The organism is Streptomyces sp. NPDC003027, from assembly GCF_053591435.1.
Genome location: NZ_JBSFTU010000054.1, coordinates 1 through 18,380, shown reverse-complemented (window position 1 = coordinate 18,380; position 18,380 = coordinate 1). Strand labels below are relative to the sequence as shown.

The following is an 18,380-nucleotide window of genomic DNA, read 5'->3' as shown; positions in this document are numbered from 1 at the left end:
TCGCGGCGGCTGAGGACAGCGTCGGGCGGCGCGACGGTTCTTCTCCATACTCAGCCCGGGTCGCGGCGGTTGATGACCAAGGCGGGCGGCGCCATGGTCGTTCGCTCGGCTCAGGCCGGGCGCCAGCCCGGGTCGCGGCCGCTGAGGCCGATCACGCGGTCGAGGTGAGGCGCGTCCTCGGGGACCGGGACGACCGGGGCGAAGAAGCCACCCTCTCCCGAGGAGCCGTCCGAGGGCGTCAACAGCTCCTCGCAGGCCGCCAGTTCCGCCTCCCCCACCTCGTACTCCCGCCCCGTCGCCCGGGCCAGGTCCCAGCCGTGGATCACCAGCTCGTCGAGGGCGATCCGGCCCATCACGGAAGCTGGCAGCTCGACCCCGCCCGCCTGCGTGTCCCCCTCCCAGGCACCGGGCTCCCGCCAGGCCGTCGCCAGTTCGTCCAGCGCCTTCGGCAGCGCCGTGCGCCAGCCGTCCTCCAGTACCGGCAGGGCGGAGTCGGGCGCGGTGCTCGTCGTCGGGCCGAACTCCTTCCGGGCCGCGTCGCGGAAGGCCACGCTCAGCCCCGCCAGGTGGGCGAGCAACTCCCGTACGGCATAGTCGGGGCAGGGCGTCGGGTCCCCGAGCCGTTCGTCCCCGACGTCCGCCGCCAGCCGCGCGACGCGCTCCGCGGCGGCTCCCAGATCGATCTGTGTCGTCTTCTCCATGCAGGACAGACCGCCGCGCCCGCCGAAACTCATCGCAGGCCCCCGACCGACACCCCACCGCACTCACCGCTCCACCCCGATCCGCCGTCGGCACTCCCGTGCCAGCGCGGGATACGCCTCCGCGATCGCCTCGTACAGCCGCGTCCGCAGCAGACGTTCGGCCTCCGCCCGCCCCGTCGAGCCGTACAGCCCGTCCAGCAGCGTGTCGTACCGCGACAGCGCGTGCCGCAGATAGCTCACCTGCCAGCGCACCAGCGCCCCCGCCACCACCCCGCCCGGGCTGCGGGCCCCGAGCAGATGCCGATGGCGCACCGCCCTGCGCTCCAGTTCCGCCGCCGGAAGGCGCGGCACGACGATCGGCTCCGCCCGGATGGCCGCCAGCACCGCCCGGCGCCGGCGCTGCGCCCCCGCCTCGGCCACCGCCGACCTGGTGCCCGAGGCGGCCGCGCACCGCCCGAACTCCGGCGTCCGCTCCACCGCCTCCACCCGCGCCAGCAGATACAGCCGTACCGGTGCGATCGACCACCGCCGCGGGTCCCGGCCCTGCACATCCGGCTCGCCCAGCAGGTCCCGCACCATCGCGTCGGTCCAGCCGCGCTCCCGCAGCCCGACGAGCGTCACATAGGTCGCACGATCCGTCATGATCCCCCCTCGATCTCGTCACGGAGAGTGACGAATCAAGTGAAGCGCACGCCGCTGACAACGGCCCCGCACCGCCCTCTTGTCGCATGCCGCCCCCAGATGCAATAAAGGTCTGGACCATGTCGACGGACGGAGCCCTGCCCATGCAACGCCCGCTCGCCACAGCCCTGTTGAGCGTCGCCGTCCTCTGCCTCGCGGCCTGCGGGGGCGGCCCGGCGAAGGACACCAGCGCCCCCACCACCCCCACCGGAGTCACCGCCTCCGCGGGCAGTGCGCACACCGTCCACGTCATGTGGAGCCCGGCCACCGACGACCGCGCCGTCACCGCCTACGAGGTCTACCAGCAGGGCCGCAAGGTCAAGGACCTCCCCGCCACCACCCTGATGACGGACGTCCTCGACCTCACCCCCGCCACCCCGTACGCCTTCACCGTCCGCGCCCGCGACGCGGCCGGAAACCGCTCCCCGCACAGCGCAGCCGTCCCCGCCACCACCCTCGCGGCGACGGCCGACGACCGCACCGCCCCCTCCCGCCCGACAGCCCTGCGCGCCACCGCCGACGGCGGCCACGCGGCCACCCTGACCTGGGCACCGGCCCGCGACGACACCCGCGTCACCGCCTACGACATCTACCAGGCGGACACCCGCGTCCACACCGTCCCCGGCACGGCCACCACCGCCCGGGTCACCGGCCTGCGCCCCGGCACGATCTACTCCTTCACCGTCCGCGCCCGCGACGCCGCCGAGAACTCCTCGCCGGACAGCACCCCCGCCGACCTCACCACCGCCGAGGCCCCCGGCGCCGCCCCCGACACCGCCCCCACGGACCTGGAGGCGACGGCCACCAGGCGCGAGATCACCCTGACCTGGACCCCGCCCAGGACCGGCGCCCCGGTCAGGGAGCACCAGCTCCACCTGAACGAGCAGTTCGCCACCACCATCATCTGGGGCGCCGCCCCACCCCCCGGCCGCGCCACCTACACGTTCACCGTCACCGACCCCCCGGGCACCCGCTACAGCGTCAAACTCCGTGCCAAGCTCCCGGACGGCACCTGGGGTGACTTCTCCGCCCAGAGGACCGTTGTCGTCCCATGACGGCGTCGCCGCGCCGTCGGCGTCCGGCCCCCGCCGGAACTACCCTTGAAGGCGTGGCTGGCACCGTGCTCACCAACACCGGACTCGACGCGTTCCTCGACGGGACCCCGGAGCTCCGTGACCCCCCGTCCGTCCGCGCCGCCGACGCCGTACTGAGCCTGCTGGCGCTGCGCGGGGCGGATCGCCGCAGCGGGCTGCCGGAGCCGACCGTCGGGTTCGTGCGGCATCTGCTCGTGGAGGACGCGCCGGCGTTCGTCTACGCCACACCCGAGGAGCTGAAGGCGTATCCGGCCGTGCTCGTCGCCCTCACCGAGCGGGTGCGGGAGGCCGGGCGGCTCAACGCGAAGCGGCAGGCACGGATCGTGGCCGCCATCAAGGAGACCCTGCCCGACTTCGAGCGGGCGATGAACGACCCCGGCAACCTCACCTGGCAGCGCTGGTACGCCTCGCTCCTGCGCGCCGACGGCGCCGACCCCGCCGATCCCGACGCCGTACGGGCCTGGCTCGCCGCCCACGAGGGCGTGACGCCCCCGGACGGGCTGCACCGGGCCGACCTGATGAACCGGAGCCTCCTCGCCGACACGGTGCTCGCCGAGCTGCTGAGCACGGCGTACGTACGGGATGCCGAGACACCGTCGCCCGCCGGGCCGCTGCTGTCCGACGGGGACGTCTCACACGGGGTGGGCCGGCTGGCCGGCCTGCTGGTCGACCGCTGGACCGCGGAAGGGCTCGCGGAAGCCCTCACCGGCCCCTACGCCCACCTGGCCCCGGGCCCGGACGCCTTCCCGCACCTCGCCCTCGCCGACACCCTCCTCGACGAGCACCTCGACTACTACGGCGACGCCTGGGCCCCGCTGCCGCCCCCGCCCGTGGAGGCCCACGACCCCCAGCGCTCCGTCGAGGCCGAGGCGGACCGGCTGGCCACGGCCGTCGAGGAGATGAAGGGCGAGAACGGCGGACCGTACGACGGCGAGGCGGCCCATCTGCTCTACGCCCTCTACCAGCGCGGGTCCTGCGCCGAGTCCGTCGCGCGCAGGGCCGCCGAGTTCGAGGACTGGCCCGTCGACCCGCGCCAGGAGGACGCCCCGGTCCTGGTCCCCGCGAAGGCGCCCGACGGCTACGAGGTCCCGTCGGCGGAGGAGCTGTCACGGCTCTGCGGAACGGCGGTCTCCGTCACCGAGGCCGACCGCGCCCGGCTCGAAGCCCCCGCGCGGGCCATGGCCGACACCGTCGACCGGCTCGCGGCCACCGGCATGGTCTTCCGTACGGGCGACGCCTTCGGCCTCACCCTCCAGGGCATCGAGGTGGTCCGCTACCTCCTGCGGGTCGGCCATGTCGCCGCCCCCGACGCCGCCGAGGTCGCGGCCTGGGACGCCCCCACCGTGGTCGCGGCCGCCGAGGGGTGGTCCGCCTCCGCCGCCGGGCGCGTACTGGCCGACTGGCTCCACGCGCGCGGGGACACCGTCGAGGCATGGTCACAGCTCATCGCGGCCTTCGGCACCGTGAACGCCGGCACCTGGGAGGCCGCCGACACCCGGGCCCTCTTCGGCTTCGTCGACACCGGCGCCGCACCCTCCGAGGCCCTCCGGAACGCCCTCGGGGACCCGGTGATGGGCGCGTACGCCTTCGAGGTCCTGCACGCCCGGGGCGAGCCGGCGGACGAGGCCCGCGTCCCGCTGTCCGCCGAGGCCGTCCTCCTCCTGGACCGGCTGCGCCGCACGGACGGGCGGACCCTCCTGGACGCGGCGGCCGCGGACTGGCCCGGCGGGGCATCCGCGCTGGTCAAGGAGATGACGGCGGCCGACCCGCATCGGGCCGAGCGGGTCCTGCCTTCTCTGGGCATCGACGTGCCGGCGCCGAAGAAGGGGCGGGCGCGGCGCGGAGGACGCCGCCGCACCCGCTGAACCCACCGGCGGGGCCGCCGCCCCGGCCGGACCCACCGGGAGCAGGCGGTCAGGACACGGTCGTCAGATACATCCCGGAGGGTCCCGTCCCCGCCGTGTTGCGGCAGCTGTGGTCGCCGCTGGGCCGGGCGTGGATCAGCGAGAGACACCGGCCGAGCGCCAACTGCCCGTAGTAGTTCGGGTGCATGTTCTCCTGGAGGGGCCCCTGGGTCTCGTTCTGGTCGATCCAACGCGCCCACTCACTGCTCGTGGCCGAGGCCGGCGCGGCCGGGCTGACCTGCTTGCTGGCCTTCGCGCACACCTCGCGGCCCTGGAGCATGTCGCGCAGATCCATGAACTGGACGCCCTTCGCCGCGGCGACGCCCTTGAGGCGGTTCGCGATCTGGGGCACGAGCGAGTCCCGCGCCCAGTCGGAGTCCCGGTTCCAGAACGGGCAGCCGCCCGTGTCGGTGCGGCTCCAGCCGCTCTCCGCGTACCGGTTCTCCGCGGCGCGCGGGATGGGCGAGGGGTACGACTGCAGCACGATCCGGTAGTCGGAGGCGGCGTAGCCGGCCACCGTCATCACCGCCCGGATCTCGTCGACGGACTTGCCCACCTTGGCCATCACACCGTCGATCTTCGCGTCGACGACCTGCTGCTGGTCGTCGTGGCAGTACGAGTACCAGATGATGTAGTCCGTCGCGCACTTCGTGACGATGTCGGCGAAGCCCAGGTCGTTGCCTCCGATCGACAGCACGATCATCTCGACGTCGTGCGAGGCGGCGATGCGGGTGAGCTGGTCGGCCTGCGGAGCCTCGCCCTTGTACGAGAGCCCGCCGCTCGCGGCCCGGAAGACGTTCTGCGTCGTGGCGCCCGAGCAGGCCAGGTTGATCAGGGCCGAGGCGATCCCGGTCGCGCTGCGCACCTCCGCCGAGTCCGACCGGTGGCACCCGTTGGCGGCCGTGGTCCCGTACACCCGGCCGGGATCGTACGTACTCCCGGTCCACGCCCGGTCGGTGCCGTCGCGGCTGCCGCTGGTGGTGAGGCTGTTGCCCTGCCAGCGCCCGGCCTCGCCGGAGATGTAGCTGTCGCCCATCGACACGACGGCGGTGGGCCCGGAACCGGGGCTCGCCACGGCGGGGGAGGCGGTCCCGGTGGCCGTCAGCGCGGCGGCGGCGAGGGACAGGGCGAGAAGCCCGCGGACGGCGCGGCGAGGGGAAGAGCGCATGGCTGTGTGCTCCTGCGTCGGTGCAGAGGAGTGGGGGACAGCCGCCGGCCGGTGGCATGCGGAATCTGGCATGCCGTGGCTTGTTACCGCTAGGTAGCGGTCGATCTCGGTTGCGTCACAGGCCCTGTGAAACGCCCCGGAGCGAAATTCGGCTCCGCCCCCGGTGCTGTGCGTACACCGGGGGCGGAGCCTGTTCGGGAGGACTGTTCGGCCGCTGTGCGGTCAGCCGTCAGTCGTTCCGCTCATGGGGTGATCAGCCGGTCAGCTGGTCGTACGCCGGGAGCGTCAGGAAGTCGGCGTAGTCGGCGTCGAGCGAGACGCGCAGGAGCAGGTCGTGGGCCTGCTGCCACTTGCCGGCCGCGAAGGCCTCGTCGCCGATCTCCTCGCGGATCGCGGCCAGTTCCTCCGCCGCGACCTTGCGAGCCAGCTCCGGGGTGGCGCGCTCGCCATTCTCGAAGACGACGCCCGCGTTGATCCACTGCCAGATCTGCGAGCGCGAGATCTCGGCGGTGGCCGCGTCCTCCATCAGGTTGAAGATGGCCACGGCGCCGAGGCCGCGCAGCCACGCCTCGATGTAGCGAATACCGACCTGGACGGCGTTGCGCAGACCGTCGTAGGTGGGGTCGGCGTCGAGCGAGTCGATGGCGATCAGGTCACCGGGCGCCACGGAGACGTCCTCACGGAGGCGGTCCTTCTGGTTCGGCTTGTCGCCGAGGACCGCGTCGAAGGAGGCCATCGCGATCGGGACCAGGTCCGGGTGCGCGACCCAGGAGCCGTCGAAACCGTCACCGGCCTCGCGGTCCTTGTCCGCCTTGACCTTCTCGAACGCGACCTTGTTCACCTCGGCGTCGCGCCGCGACGGGATGAAGGCGGCCATGCCGCCGATCGCGTGCGCGCCGCGCTTGTGGCAGGTGCGGACGAGGAGTTCGGTGTACGCGCGCATGAACGGGGCCGTCATCGTGACCGCGTTGCGGTCCGGCAGGACGAACTTGGCGCCGCCGTCACGGAAGTTCTTCACGATGGAGAAGAGGTAGTCCCAGCGGCCGGCGTTCAGGCCCGCCGCGTGGTCGCGGAGCTCGTAGAGGATCTCCTCCATCTCGTACGCGGCCGTGATCGTCTCGATCAGGACGGTGGCGCGCACGGTGCCCTGCGGGATGCCGACGTAGTCCTGCGCGAAGACGAAGATGTCGTTCCAGAGGCGGGCCTCCAGGTGCGACTCCGTCTTCGGCAGGTAGAAGTACGGGCCCTTGCCCAGCTCGATGAGGCGCTTGGCGTTGTGGAAGAAGTACAGGCCGAAGTCGACCAGCGCGCCGGGGACCGGGCGGCCCTCGAACGTCAGGTGGCGCTCCTCCAGGTGCCAGCCGCGCGGCCGCATGACCACCGTGGCGAGCTCGTCGGCGGGCTTCAGGGCGTACGACTTGCCCGACTTCGGGTCCGTGAAGTCGATGTTCCGGGTGTACGCGTCGATCAGGTTGACCTGCCCCAGGACCACGTTCTCCCAGGTCGGGGCCGAGGCGTCCTCGAAGTCGGCGAGCCACACCTTGGCGCCGGAGTTCAGCGCGTTGATCGTCATCTTGCGGTCGGTCGGACCGGTGATCTCGACACGGCGGTCGTTCAGGGCCGCCGGCGCAGGCGCGACCCTCCAGGACTCGTCGGCACGGATCGCCGCGGTCTCCGGGAGGAAGTCGAGCGTGGAGGTGCGGGCGATCTCGGCGCGGCGCTCGGCCCGGCGGGAGAGGAGCTCGTCCCGGCGCGGGGTGAACCGCCGGTGCAGCTCCGCCACGAAGGCGAGGGCCGCGTCGGTGAGCACCTCCTCCTGCCTCGGCAGGGGCGCGGCTTCGACGACGGCCAGAGGGGACGGCGCTGGTGCGGACATGAACTGTCACTTCCTTCAGCGGGCTTCACGGGCGGTGCCTTTGCGGCCGCCGGGCGTCGCGTATCGGCACGGAGTGCCGCAGGCGCCGAGATACGGCCGCGAGCGCCGTCAGAGGTATCAGGCGCTTCTGAACAGTGGATATTAGTTTCCTCATAGTGGAAGTTCAAGATGTGTCGATGTCGAGATTCTCCGGATCGACACAACATGGCTCTCAGTGCCACGTCCTTCACTCCAGGTGTGCCAGGTCGGCCTCCGTGTCGATGTCGTACGGTTCGGCCACATCCGAGCAGTCGACGAGGGTGATCGCATCCCGATGCGCCGCCAGATAGTCACGGGCTCCCCGGTCGCCGACCGCCCCCGCCGCGATGCCCGCCCACCGGTCCGCGCCGAAGAGCACGGGATGCCCGCGCCGCCCCTCGTACGCCGCCGCCACCAGGGAGTCACGGGACCGGTACGCCCCCCGGACGCGCGCCACCGCCTGGGCCCCGATCCCCGGCTGGTCCACCAGGGAGACCACTGCCGCGTCCACCGGCGGCGCCTCGGCGCCGAGCGAGCCGAGCCCCACCCGCAGCGACGACCCCATGCCCTCCGCCCACTCCGGGTTGTCCACCAGGACGCACCCCGGCAGCTCGGCCCGCTCCCGTACGGCATCGGCCGAGGCGCCGAGGACCACATGGATCACCTCGCAGCCGCCCTCGCGCAGCACACGCACCGCGTGCTCGACCAGCGGGCGGCCGCGGTGGGACAACAGGGCCTTGGGGCGGCCGCCCAGGCGCCGCCCACCGCCCGCGGCGAGCAGCAGCCCGGCCACCACCGGCGCGGAGGGAGAGGAGGGAAGCGTCGTATGTGTCATGAGGACTGCATACCTCATGCCCACGAGGGACACGGACGCCTGAATTTACGTCCCCGGAGTGGCGCGCCCGGCGCACGATGGCGTTAACTTGCCCGCGACCCCGGCGGCTGACCCCCGTTCGACGGGTCGGTTCGGAGTGTGGGGTTCGGCGCACGGTGCCGTGCGAGGGGGAGAACTTTGTTGCGGAGCATGGGGCAGAGGCGTGTGACGACCACCGGCAGCGGCGAGGACCCGAGGGTGGCTGAGCTGCGTGCCGCCGTCTCCCGGCTCCGCCGGGAACTCGCGGGACATCCGGCCGAGTTCGCGGACCGGGGCATCGCCGAGGACGAACTCGCCTCGCTGGACGCGATGGCCGCCGGCGGCGCCCCGGAGGTACGGCGGCTGCGCCGCTCCCTGCTGCTGATCGCCGGCTCGATCGGCTCCGTCAGCGCTCTCGCCAACGGCCTCGCAGGCGTCCGCAAGGCCGTGGAACTCTTCGGCGAGCCCCCGCGCGAGGCCTGAGCCGGGGCACCACCGGGGTGCTTCGTGCGCGAACCGCGCAGGGGCGGGGGCGGCTTGAACGGGCACGCCGGGCGGCCGGTCGGCGCCCTCCCCGCACGGTCGGGGCCGGTCGGCGGTGCCCGGCTGGCGCCCGTCCCGCACGGTCAGGCTGGTTCGGTGGCGCCCGGCTGGCGCCCGCTCCGCAAGGTCAGCGCCGGATCAGGCGCCGTGCCCTCGCCGCCGCCACCGCCGCCGTGCGCGATTCGACCCCCAGCTTGGCGAAGATGTGCACCAGATGCGACTTCACCGTCGCCTGGCTCAGGAACAGCCGCTTGCTGATCTGCTGGTTCGACAGGCCCTCGCCCACCAGCTCCAACACCTCCAGTTCGCGCTTGGTCAGCGCCTCCGCCGGCGTCCGCATCCGGTCCATCAGCCGGTGCGCCACCGCCGGTGCGAGCGCCGACTGGCCCGCCGCCGCCGTACGGACCGCCGCCGCCAGCTCCTCCGGCGGGGCGTCCTTCAGCAGATACCCCGAGGCGCCCGCCTCGACCGCCGCCAGGATGTCGGTGTCCGTGTCGTACGTCGTCAGCACCAGGACCCGCGGACCGCCCGCCACCGCCGTGATCGCCGCCGTCGCCTCCGAGCCGTGCATCCCCGGCCCGAACTGCAGATCCATCAGCACCACGTCCACCCCTCCGGCGGCGGCCAGCTCCACCGCCCGCTCGGCCGTGGCCGCCTCGCCCACCACGGTGAAGCCCGGCTCCGTGTCCAGGACCGCGCGCAGCCCGGCCCGTACCACCGGATGGTCGTCGGCGAGAAGGAGACGGATCGTCATCGGGACACTCCGGAGGGAAGGGGAGACGGGAGCGGGAGCGAGACGGCGACAGCCGTGCCCTGCCCGGGCGCGGACTCCACCGTGAACGTGCCGCCCAGCGAACGGGCCCGCGCGCGCATCGCCGGCACCCCGAAGCCTCCCTCCGGTGACGACGAGAGCAGCGCCGGATCGAAGCCCCTGCCGTCGTCGACCACGTCGAGCGTCACCGAGGCGTCCATGAAGGACAGGGTGATCTCCACCCGCCCGGCCTCCGCGTGCCGGACCGTGTTCGACAGCGCGGACTGGGCGATCCGCAGCAGCGCCACCTCGTACGGAGTCGGCAGCTCGACCGGTGTCCCGCTCAGCGTGAAACGGGCCCGCGAGGCCGAGCCGGGGCCGGTCTCGCACAGCCGCTCCAGCGCCGCCGCCAGCGAGCCGTGCTCCAAGTCGGGTGGCGACAGGGCCCGGACGAACCGCCGCGCCTCCGCGAGGTTGTCCTGGGCCGCACGCCGGGCCCGGTCGATGTGCCCGGCGGCCGGCGAGCCCTCGGGCAGCGCCCGCTCGGCGGCCCGCAACAGCAACTGGATCGAGGAGAGTCCCTGCGCCAGCGTGTCGTGGATCTCCCGCGCGAGCCGCTCACGCTCCGCCAGCGTCCCGGCATGCCGCTCGGCCGCCGCCAGCTCCGCCCGCGTCGCGATCAGCTCCACGACCATCCGGCGCCGCCGCTCGCTCTCCCGGTACAGCGTCTGATAGCCGAGCACCGTCGCCACCGCGACGGCCGCGCCCAGCAGCGGCCCGATGAAGACGCCCGGATTCAGCGGGCCGGCGTGCCGGACGTACGAGAGGATCGCCACGCAGGCCGTCAGTGCCACCGACGGCAGCGACCAGCGCACGGGCAGCAGATGCAGCTGAAGGAAGTAGAGCGGGAACGCCACCCACAGGCCCTCCGGCGTCAGCCACAGCAGCGCCAGCCAGGACGCGCAGAGCACGCCGAGCCACCCGGCGGCGGCCCGCCGCGAGTCGCGTACGGACGGCAGGAGGGAACCGGCGGCGTAGACCGCGCCGGTCAGCGCCGCCACGACCGGGCCCGCGGCGGTGTCCGCCCGGACCGCGGCCAGCGCGAGCAGGCCCGCCATCAACAGATGCAGGCAGAGGCGCAGGGCGCGCAGGGCCGGGGTGAGGGAACGCGGGTCCATGATCTGCCAGCGTAGGGCGCAGCCGACAATCCGGACTCAACCGAAAGTTTGATTGCGAGGCAATCCGTGGCGCGATGCCGCACCCCGGTGCCGCGTCGCACTCTGGATGCATGTTCGTGGCATGGAGAGACCTGCGCTTCGCCAAGGGGCGATTCACCCTGATGGGCACCGTGATCGTGCTGATCACCCTGCTCGTCGGCCTGCTGTCCGGGCTGACCGCCGGGCTCGCCCGCGAGAACATCTCGGCGATCACCGGGCTGCCCGCGGACCGGCTCGCCTTCGCCGCCCCGCCCGCCGGTCGTGAGGTCTCCTTCACGAACTCGACGGTGACCGAGCGGCAGTGGCGGGAGTGGGCCGAGCGGCCCGGGGTGGAGAGCGCCCGGCCGCTCGGCATCCGTACCCTCAACGCCGCCGCCGGGGACCGCACGGCCGCCGTCTCCGCGTTCGGTACGGAGCCGGGAGCGGGCCTCGCCCCCGAGAGCGGACGGCTCGGGCCCGGACGGGTCGTCCTGTCGGAGTCCGCCGCCGACGAACTGGGCGTGGCCGCCGGCGGCGCGGTACGGCTCGGCCCGCTGCGGGCGACCGTCGCGGCGGTCGCGGGCGACGCCTCGTACAGCCACACGCCGGTCGTCTGGACCGCGCTCGACGACTGGCAGAAGCTGGGGCACGACGGCACGACCCCCGAGGGGCAGGCCACCGTCGTCGCTCTCACGACGACCGAGGAGGCGGACCTGGCGGCGGGCGACAAGGCGATCGGTACCCAGGCGCGGACGATCGACGGAGCCCTCACCGCCATAGGGTCCTACCAGGCAGAGAACGGTTCGCTGCAACTGATGCGTGGGTTCCTCTTCGTCATCTCCGCACTCGTCATAGGGGCGTTCTTCACGGTCTGGACGATCCAGCGCAGCGGTGACGTCGCCGTCCTGAAGGCGCTGGGAGCCTCCACCCCGTATCTGCTGAAGGACGCGCTCGGGCAGGCGGTGCTGATGCTCACCGCCGGGACTCTCCTCGGCACCGGCCTCGCGGTCGCCGTCGGAGCGCTCGTGAGCGGCGGCGACGTGCCCTTCGTCCTCGAACCACTGACCGTGCTCGGCCCGGCCGCCGTGACGATCGGCCTCGGCGTGCTCGGCGCGGCCCTGTCCATCCGGCGGATCACCGCCGTCGATCCCCTCACCGCTCTCGGGAGCGTGCGATGACCCTGCTGCTCGACGACGTGACGCTGACCTACCCCGACGGGGAGGGGCGGCTCACCGCTCTCGACTCCGTCTCCCTGGAGGTGCCCGCCGGCCGCCTCACCGCGGTCGTCGGACCCTCCGGCTCCGGCAAGTCGAGCCTGCTCGCGGTCGCGGCGACGCTGGTGACACCGGACCAGGGGCGGGTGATCGTCGCCGGTACGGACACGGGTGGGCTGGGCCCGGCGGGCAGGGCGGCGCTGCGACGGGAGCGGATCGGGATCGTCTTCCAACAGCCCAACCTGCTCCCGTCACTGTCCGCGGTGGAGCAGCTCCAGGTGATGGCCCACCTCTCGGGCGCCAGACCCAAGGCGGTACGGGACAGGGCCCTGGCCCTCCTCGACGCGGTCGGCCTCGTGGAGCTGGCCGCTCGCCGCCCGCACCAGCTCTCCGGCGGCCAACGCCAGCGCGTCAACATCGCGCGGGCCCTGATGAACGAGCCGTCCGTACTCCTCGTCGACGAGCCGACCAGCGCCCTGGACCACGAGCGGGGCGCCGCGATCGTCGACCTGCTGGCCACGCTGACCAGGGAACGGGGCACGGCGACGGTGCTGGTCACCCACGACCGCACGCATCTGGCGCGCACGGACGCGACGGTGACCCTCCGGGACGGCCGTCTCTCCCAGGGGGCCACCGTATGAACGCGCCGCTCCGCGAACACGCCGGCCTGTCACTGGCCGAGGGGCAGCGACCTCAGGTCCTTGCGGAGGATCTTGCCCGCCGCGGACTTCGGCACGGCGTCGGTGAACTCGACGATCCGCACCTTCTTGTGCGGGGCGACCCGCTCGGCGACGAACGCGATCACCTCGTCCGCGGTCAGTTCGGCGCCCGGCCGGCGGACCACGAACGCGCGGGGGATCTCGCCGGACTCGTCGTCCGGGTAGCCGACGACCACGGCGTCGACGATCGCCGGATGGGTGAGGAGCAGCGCCTCCAGCTCGGCCGGCGGCACCTGGTAGCCCTTGTACTTGATGAGCTCCTTCAGCCGGTCGACGACGTAGACCTCGCCCCGGGGGCCGAGCCGGGCGATGTCGCCGGTGCGCAGGAACCCGTCGGCGAGGATCGTCTCCTCGGTCGCCTTGGCGTTGCCGAGGTAGCCGGCCATCACGTTGGGGCCGCGCACCTGGAGTTCGCCCGTGGCGCTGTAGCCGTTCTCGACGGCCTCCACCTCCGCCCCCGTCTCGGGGTCCACCAGCCGGAACTCCACGTTCGGGACGGCGAACCCGATCGATCCGACCGACAGCGAACCGTCGGCGGGAGTGACATGGGAGACCGGGCTCAGCTCGGTCATCCCGAAGCCCTGCATCATCCGGCAGCCGAGCTTGGCCGCCAGCGCCTCACCGAGCGCCTCGTCCAGCGGGGCCGCGCCGCTCACCACGGTCCGCACGGAGGACAGGTCGTACTGGTCGGCCATCGGGTGCTTGGTGAGGGCGACCGCGATCGGCGGTGCGACGTACAGGAAGGTGCAGCGCCGGTCCTGGACGGTGCGGAGGAAGTCCGCGAGGTCGAAGCGTGGCAGGGAGGCGATGGTGGCGCGGGCCCTGAGGGACAGGTTCAGGATCACGTTCATGCCGTAGATGTGGAAGAACGGCAGCACGGCCAGCACCGAGTCCTCGGCCGACAGCGGCAGGACCGGCTCGTTCTGGCAGATGTTGGCGACCAGGTTGGCGTGGGTCAGCATGACGCCCTTGGCCCGGCCGGTCGTCCCCGAGGAGTACGGCAGCACCGCGAGGTGCGTCGCGGGGTCGACCGACACCTCGGGCGCCGGGCGCCCCTCGGCCAGCATCGCGGGCAGCGTGTCGTGCCCGGTGCCGGGGTCGAGGAGGTAGAGGTCCTCGGCGGGGATGCCGACGTCGGCGGTCGCGGCGAGCGCGGTCATCAGGAGCGGGGTGACCGTGACGTACCGGGTGGCCTTGGAGTCGCGCAGCTGCGTGGCGATCTCGGCAGGGGTGTAGAGGGCGTTGACCGTGGTGACGGTGGCGCCGGCGCGCAGGATCCCGTGGAACGCGACCACGAACTCCGGGCAGTTGGGCGCGTGCAGGGCCACCACGTCGCCCGGACGCAGCCCGCGCTCGGCGAGCGCACCCGCGAAGAGCAGGATCCGGTCGGCGAGTTCGCCGTAGGTCAGCGCACGGCCGGAGGGTCCGTCAACGATCGCGACCCGGTCCCGGTCGGCGGCGTCGAGCGTGCCGAACAGGAGCTCGTGCACGGTCACGTTCGGAACGACGACGTCGGGAAGCGGACTGCGGAAGATCACGGTGGTCTCCTCGAAGGGGCGGGCCGCGCGGGACGAAAGGCGACGGTGCCGCGCATCCTGCCGCAGGCGGGAGCGCGGCGCGACAGGACGAAGAACACGTTGGTGCTCACTCGCCGAGCTGGGATGATCCGCCTGTCCGCACCCAGCGCCCGCGCCGGCGCCAGGCCGAGCCCGCGAGACCCCGCCAGGCCCGCGCCCCTCCCCGCAACGCCAGGCCCGCCTTCCACGCCGCCCGTCCCCGCGCCGTCGCAGGCCCGAGCCCATGAAGCCCGCCGGCGCCCGATGCCAGGCCGGCGCCCCTTCCGCAACGCCGGGCCCGCCGCCCGGATCGGCTAGCCCTGGCCGTTGCCCGCCGTGTTCGCCAGGGCCGTGGAGAGTTCCCGTGCGACCTCCTGGAGGACGGGGACGATCTTCTCCGTCGCCGTCTCCGTGACGCGGCCCGCCGGGCCCGAGATCGAGATGGCCGCCGCGGTGGGGGAGTCGGGGACGGAGACCGCGAGGCAGCGGACTCCTACCTCCTGCTCGCTGTCGTCGACCGCGTAACCCGCCTCGCGCACCATCGCGAGCGCGTCCAGGAAGCCCTCGGGCGTGGTGATGGTCTTCTCGGTCGCGGCAGGCATGCCGGTACGGGCGAGCAGCGCGCGGACCTCGTCCGCCGGGGTGTAGGCGAGCAGTGCCTTGCCCACGCCCGTGGAGTGCGGCAGGACGCGTCGGCCGACCTCGGTGAACATTCGCATCGAGTGCTTGGACGGCACCTGCGCGACGTACACGATCTCGTCGCCGTCGAGCAGCGCCATGTTCGCGGTCTCGCCCGTCTCCTCGACGAGCCGCGCGAGGTACGGGCGGGCCCAGGTGCCGAGCAGCCGGGCGGCGGACTCGCCGAGCCGGATGAGCCGGGGGCCGAGCGCGTACCGGCGGTTGGGCTGCTGACGGACGTAGCCGCAGGCCACGAGGGTGCGCATCAGACGGTGGATGGTGGGCAGCGGCAGCCCGCTGCTGGCGGAGAGTTCGCTGAGCCCGACCTCGCCGCCCGCGTCGGCCATGCGCTCGAGAAGGTCGAACGCACGCTCAAGGGACTGCACGCCGCCGCTCGCGGCGGCGGGCTTGGCGGCGTCGGTGGTGCTGGCGCTGGACGTCGGCACGTCGAGGTCCTTTCGAGGCAGGCGGGCAAGGCAGCAGCCTACCGGGCCGTCCCACCCGACACACGGTCCCGGTCCCGGCGTACGGGCCGGTCAGGGGGGTGTTTGTCCGGTGTCGGCGGCCGTCCGGCGACGTCCTCGTCCGCCCCGCATGTGGAGAGCTACGTTCTACTCTACGAAATTATCCTTCCACTTCATGGAAACGTCCAAGTGGCCGCTGTCCCGGGCGGTCCGGCGAGGGCATGCTGAAAGTGTGCCCTTGACGACATGTCGTCCTGAGTGAAGACTCCTTCAACAGTTCGTTGAATTTTTCTGCTGGGTGGAGAAGAAGGGGTACGGGTGGACGTCAATCTGGTACTGCGCTCGACAAGGGTCATCACCCCCGAGGGGACGCGCCCCGCGTCGATCGCCGTCTCCGGCGGGATCATCGCCGCGGTGCTGCCGTACGACGCCGAGGTCCCGGCCGGTGCCCGGCTGGAGGACATGGGCGACGACGTCGTCCTGCCCGGCCTGGTCGACACCCATGTGCATGTGAACGACCCCGGCCGCACCGAGTGGGAGGGCTTCTGGACGGCCACCCGCGCGGCCGCCGCCGGCGGCATCACCACGCTGCTCGACATGCCGCTGAACTCGCTGCCGCCGACCACGACCGTCGAGCACCTGCGGATCAAGCAGGACGTCGCCCGCCCCAAGGCACACATCGACGTCGGCTTCTGGGGCGGCGCGCTGCCCGACAACGTCAAGGACCTGCGACCCCTCCACGACGCCGGCGTCTTCGGCTTCAAGTGCTTCCTGTCCCCGTCCGGCGTGGAGGAGTTCCCCTCGCTCGACCAGGAGCAGCTGGCCTCCTCGCTCGCCGAGATCGCCGGCTTCGACGGCCTCATGATCGTGCACGCCGAGGACCCGCACCACCTCGCCGCCGCCCCGCAGCGGAACGGCGAAGAGGCCACCAAGTACGCGACCTTCCTCGCCTCCCGACCGCGTGACGCCGAGAACACCGCGATCGAGAACCTGATCAACCAGGCCCGCCGCCTGAACGCCCGCGTGCACGTCCTGCACCTGTCCTCCTCGGACGCGCTGCCGATGATCGCCGCCGCCAGGGCCGAGGGCGTCAAAATCACGGTGGAGTCCTGCCCGCACTTCCTCACCCTCACCGCCGAGGAGATCCCGGACGGCGCCACCGAGTTCAAGTGCTGCCCGCCGATCCGCGAGGCGTCCAACCAGGACGCCCTGTGGGAAGGGCTCGCCGACGGGACGATCGACTGCATCGTCTCCGACCACTCACCCTCCACCCCCGACCTCAAGACCCCCGACTTCCTCTCCGCCTGGGGCGGCATCTCCTCCCTCCAGCTCGGCCTGCCCGCCATCTGGACCGAGGCACGCCGCCGCGGCCACACCCTGGAGGACGTCGCCCGCTGGATGTCCGAGGGCCCCGCCCGGCTCGCGGGCCTGGAGCGCAAGGGCGCGATCGAGGCCGGCCGCGACGCCGACTTCGCCGTCCTCGACCCCGACGCGACCTTCACCGTCGACCCGGCCGAACTCCAGCACCGCAACCGGATCACCGCGTACGCGGGCAAGACCCTGCACGGCGTCGTCACCTCCACCTGGCTGCGAGGCGAGCGCATCGCCGACCGCGGCACCCTGGCCGAGCCCTCCGGCCGCCTCCTCGAAAGGAACAACTGACCCGTGACCGGCATACCCTCCTTCACCGGTGACGCCAGCCCCTACGGCGGCGGCGACCCCTACGCGGACTACCGCACCGCGGACTTCCCCTTCACCCAGTACGCCGACCTCGCCGACCGCCGCCTCGGCGCGGGCGTGATCGCCGCCAACGACGAGTTCTTCGCCGAGCGCGAGAACATGCTCAAGCCGGAGCCCGCCGAGTTCGACCCCGAGCACTTCGGCCACAAGGGCAAGATCATGGACGGCTGGGAGACCCGCCGCCGCCGTGGCGTCTCCGCCGAACAGCCGCACCCCACCGAGGACGACCACGACTGGGCACTCGTCCGCCTCGGCGCCCCCGGCGTCGTACGCGGCATCGTCGTCGACACCGCGCACTTCCGCGGCAACTACCCCCAGGCCGTCTCGGTCGAGGCAACCTCCGTGGCCGGTTCGCCCTCCCCGGAGGACCTCCTCGCCGACGACGTCAAGTGGACGACGCTCGTCCCGCGCACCGCCATCGGCGGCCACGCCGCCAACGGCTTCGCCGTCGACGTCGAGCAGCGCTTCACCCACCTGCGCGTCAACCAGCACCCCGACGGCGGCATCGCCCGCCTGCGCGTGTACGGCGAGGTCGCCCCCGACCCCAAGTGGCTCGGCGTCCTCGGCACCTTCGACCTCGCCGCGCTGGAGAACGGTGGCCAGGTCGAGGACGCCTCGGACCGCTTCTACTCCCCGGCGACCAACACCATCCAGCCGGGCCGCTCCCGCAAGATGGACGACGGCTGGGAGACGCGCCGCCGCCGCGACAAGGGCAACGACTGGATCCGCTACCAGCTGGTGGCCGAGTCCGAGATCCGCGCGGTCGAGATCGACACGGCGTACCTCAAGGGCAACAGCGCGGGCTGGGCGGCGCTCTCCGTCGCGGCCGAGGGCTCGGAGGACTGGACCGAGGTCCTGCCCCGCACCCGCCTTCAGCCGGACACCAACCACCGCTTCGTGCTCGACACCCCCGCGGTCGGCTCCCGCGTCCGGATCGACATCTACCCCGACGGCGGCATCTCCCGCCTCCGCCTCTTCGGCTCCCTCACCGAAGCGGGCGCGGCGCGCCTGACCGCCCGCCACCAGGAACTGGGCGGGTAACGACACCCCGCCCGGCCCGCGAGGGCGCACCGGCCCGACAGCACCGGCGCGCCCTCGCCCCCCTCTTTTTTTGGGCTCGGTTCGCCTCCGGGCGCTTGGAGCCGGGCTCGCAGCCCCGCCCGTGCTCGCCCCGCTCGTTCCTCGCGGGCCTGCGCCTCGACGACCGCGGCGTCGGCGGCGGTC

The 18,380-nt window shown here is 72.9% G+C and carries 16 protein-coding genes; 7 read left to right on the top strand and 9 right to left on the bottom strand.

Annotation, left to right across the window (positions count from 1 at the left end; translation table 11 throughout):
- Positions 1-110 precede the first annotated feature (110 nt).
- Both ACWDX6_RS27560 and ACWDX6_RS27555 read right to left on the bottom strand, forming a co-directional pair.
- On the bottom strand, positions 111-734 hold the full coding sequence (locus tag ACWDX6_RS27560; RefSeq protein WP_451487589.1) for a TIGR03086 family metal-binding protein: 624 nt from the start codon (positions 732-734) through the stop codon (positions 111-113).
- 30 nt (positions 735-764) lie between these two features.
- Positions 765-1,343, bottom strand: coding sequence for a hypothetical protein (locus ACWDX6_RS27555; protein ID WP_451487588.1), 579 nt, complete (start codon positions 1,341-1,343; stop codon positions 765-767).
- A 143-nt stretch (positions 1,344-1,486) separates the two neighbouring features.
- On the opposite strand from ACWDX6_RS27555, the gene ACWDX6_RS27550 reads away from it, so the two are divergent.
- Complete coding sequence (locus ACWDX6_RS27550) at positions 1,487-2,437, top strand: fibronectin type III domain-containing protein (protein ID WP_451487604.1); 951 nt, start codon at positions 1,487-1,489, stop codon at positions 2,435-2,437.
- A gap of 53 nt (positions 2,438-2,490) precedes the next feature.
- A complete protein-coding gene (locus tag ACWDX6_RS27545; protein ID WP_451487587.1) occupies positions 2,491-4,341 on the top strand; it encodes a hypothetical protein in 1,851 nt (616 codons plus the stop codon).
- A 49-nt stretch (positions 4,342-4,390) separates the two neighbouring features.
- On the opposite strand, the gene ACWDX6_RS27540 is transcribed toward ACWDX6_RS27545, so the two are convergent.
- From ACWDX6_RS27540 to ACWDX6_RS27530, 3 genes are all read right to left on the bottom strand, one after another.
- Positions 4,391-5,548: a GDSL-type esterase/lipase family protein gene (locus ACWDX6_RS27540; protein WP_451487586.1), complete on the bottom strand. Its 1,158-nt coding sequence runs from the start codon at positions 5,546-5,548 to the stop codon at positions 4,391-4,393.
- Positions 5,549-5,801: 253 nt separating this feature from the next.
- A complete protein-coding gene (aceB, locus tag ACWDX6_RS27535) occupies positions 5,802-7,424 on the bottom strand; it encodes a malate synthase A (protein WP_451487585.1) in 1,623 nt (540 codons plus the stop codon).
- Positions 7,425-7,650: 226 nt separating this feature from the next.
- The gene (locus ACWDX6_RS27530; protein ID WP_451487584.1) at positions 7,651-8,277 is read right to left on the bottom strand and encodes a nucleotidyltransferase family protein; all 627 of its coding nucleotides are present in this window, start codon (positions 8,275-8,277) and stop codon (positions 7,651-7,653) included.
- Between the two features lie 177 nt (positions 8,278-8,454).
- On the opposite strand from ACWDX6_RS27530, the gene ACWDX6_RS27525 reads away from it, so the two are divergent.
- Entirely contained in the window at positions 8,455-8,778 is a 324-nt protein-coding gene (locus ACWDX6_RS27525) for a DUF5955 family protein (protein ID WP_451487583.1), read from the top strand.
- 187 nt (positions 8,779-8,965) lie between these two features.
- Here ACWDX6_RS27525 and ACWDX6_RS27520 read toward each other — a convergent pair whose 3' ends face one another.
- Positions 8,966-9,592, bottom strand: coding sequence for a response regulator (locus tag ACWDX6_RS27520; RefSeq protein ID WP_451487582.1), 627 nt, complete (start codon positions 9,590-9,592; stop codon positions 8,966-8,968).
- The gene (locus tag ACWDX6_RS27515) at positions 9,589-10,767 is read right to left on the bottom strand and encodes a sensor histidine kinase (protein ID WP_451487581.1); all 1,179 of its coding nucleotides are present in this window, start codon (positions 10,765-10,767) and stop codon (positions 9,589-9,591) included. Before ACWDX6_RS27515 ends, ACWDX6_RS27520 begins: the two co-directional genes overlap by 4 nt.
- 110 nt (positions 10,768-10,877) lie before the next feature.
- Between ACWDX6_RS27515 and ACWDX6_RS27510 the strand changes: the two genes are divergently transcribed.
- Positions 10,878-11,963 (top strand): ABC transporter permease, encoded by a 1,086-nt coding sequence (locus ACWDX6_RS27510; RefSeq protein WP_451487580.1) that lies wholly within the window; start codon positions 10,878-10,880, stop codon positions 11,961-11,963.
- Positions 11,960-12,640 carry an ABC transporter ATP-binding protein gene (locus tag ACWDX6_RS27505; protein ID WP_451487579.1) on the top strand — a complete coding sequence of 227 codons (681 nt, stop codon included), beginning with the start codon at positions 11,960-11,962 and terminating at the stop codon, positions 12,638-12,640. The genes ACWDX6_RS27510 and ACWDX6_RS27505 overlap by 4 nt, the downstream gene beginning before the upstream one ends.
- A 29-nt stretch (positions 12,641-12,669) precedes the next feature.
- Here the strand turns inward: ACWDX6_RS27505 and ACWDX6_RS27500 are convergent, their stop codons facing one another.
- The gene (locus ACWDX6_RS27500; RefSeq protein WP_451487578.1) at positions 12,670-14,256 is read right to left on the bottom strand and encodes an AMP-binding protein; all 1,587 of its coding nucleotides are present in this window, start codon (positions 14,254-14,256) and stop codon (positions 12,670-12,672) included.
- Between the two features lie 332 nt (positions 14,257-14,588).
- Positions 14,589-15,398, bottom strand: a complete 810-nt coding sequence (locus ACWDX6_RS27495; RefSeq protein WP_451487577.1) for an IclR family transcriptional regulator — start codon at positions 15,396-15,398, stop codon at positions 14,589-14,591.
- Between the two features lie 336 nt (positions 15,399-15,734).
- On the opposite strand from ACWDX6_RS27495, the gene allB reads away from it, so the two are divergent.
- Both allB and alc read left to right on the top strand, forming a co-directional pair.
- Positions 15,735-17,078 (top strand): allantoinase AllB, encoded by a 1,344-nt coding sequence (gene allB, locus ACWDX6_RS27490; RefSeq protein ID WP_451487576.1) that lies wholly within the window; start codon positions 15,735-15,737, stop codon positions 17,076-17,078.
- Between the two features lie 3 nt (positions 17,079-17,081).
- Positions 17,082-18,197 carry an allantoicase gene (gene alc, locus ACWDX6_RS27485; RefSeq protein WP_451487575.1) on the top strand — a complete coding sequence of 372 codons (1,116 nt, stop codon included), beginning with the start codon at positions 17,082-17,084 and terminating at the stop codon, positions 18,195-18,197.
- Positions 18,198-18,380 lie beyond the last annotated feature (183 nt).

What these genes read in the sequence shown, in the direction of transcription:
- ACWDX6_RS27505 (WP_451487579.1), top strand. Translation starts at nt 11,960, where the DNA reads ATGACCCTGCTGCTCGACGACGTGACGCTGACCTACCCCGACGGGGAG.
- ACWDX6_RS27515 (WP_451487581.1), bottom strand. Translation starts at nt 10,767, where the DNA reads ATGGACCCGCGTTCCCTCACCCCGGCCCTGCGCGCCCTGCGCCTCTGC.
- ACWDX6_RS27550 (WP_451487604.1), top strand. Translation starts at nt 1,487, where the DNA reads ATGCAACGCCCGCTCGCCACAGCCCTGTTGAGCGTCGCCGTCCTCTGC.
- ACWDX6_RS27555 (WP_451487588.1), bottom strand. Translation starts at nt 1,343, where the DNA reads ATGACGGATCGTGCGACCTATGTGACGCTCGTCGGGCTGCGGGAGCGC.
- aceB (WP_451487585.1), bottom strand. Translation starts at nt 7,424, where the DNA reads ATGTCCGCACCAGCGCCGTCCCCTCTGGCCGTCGTCGAAGCCGCGCCC.
- ACWDX6_RS27530 (WP_451487584.1), bottom strand. Translation starts at nt 8,277, where the DNA reads ATGACACATACGACGCTTCCCTCCTCTCCCTCCGCGCCGGTGGTGGCC.
- ACWDX6_RS27540 (WP_451487586.1), bottom strand. Translation starts at nt 5,548, where the DNA reads ATGCGCTCTTCCCCTCGCCGCGCCGTCCGCGGGCTTCTCGCCCTGTCC.
- ACWDX6_RS27560 (WP_451487589.1), bottom strand. Translation starts at nt 734, where the DNA reads ATGAGTTTCGGCGGGCGCGGCGGTCTGTCCTGCATGGAGAAGACGACA.
- ACWDX6_RS27520 (WP_451487582.1), bottom strand. Translation starts at nt 9,592, where the DNA reads ATGACGATCCGTCTCCTTCTCGCCGACGACCATCCGGTGGTACGGGCC.
- ACWDX6_RS27510 (WP_451487580.1), top strand. Translation starts at nt 10,878, where the DNA reads ATGTTCGTGGCATGGAGAGACCTGCGCTTCGCCAAGGGGCGATTCACC.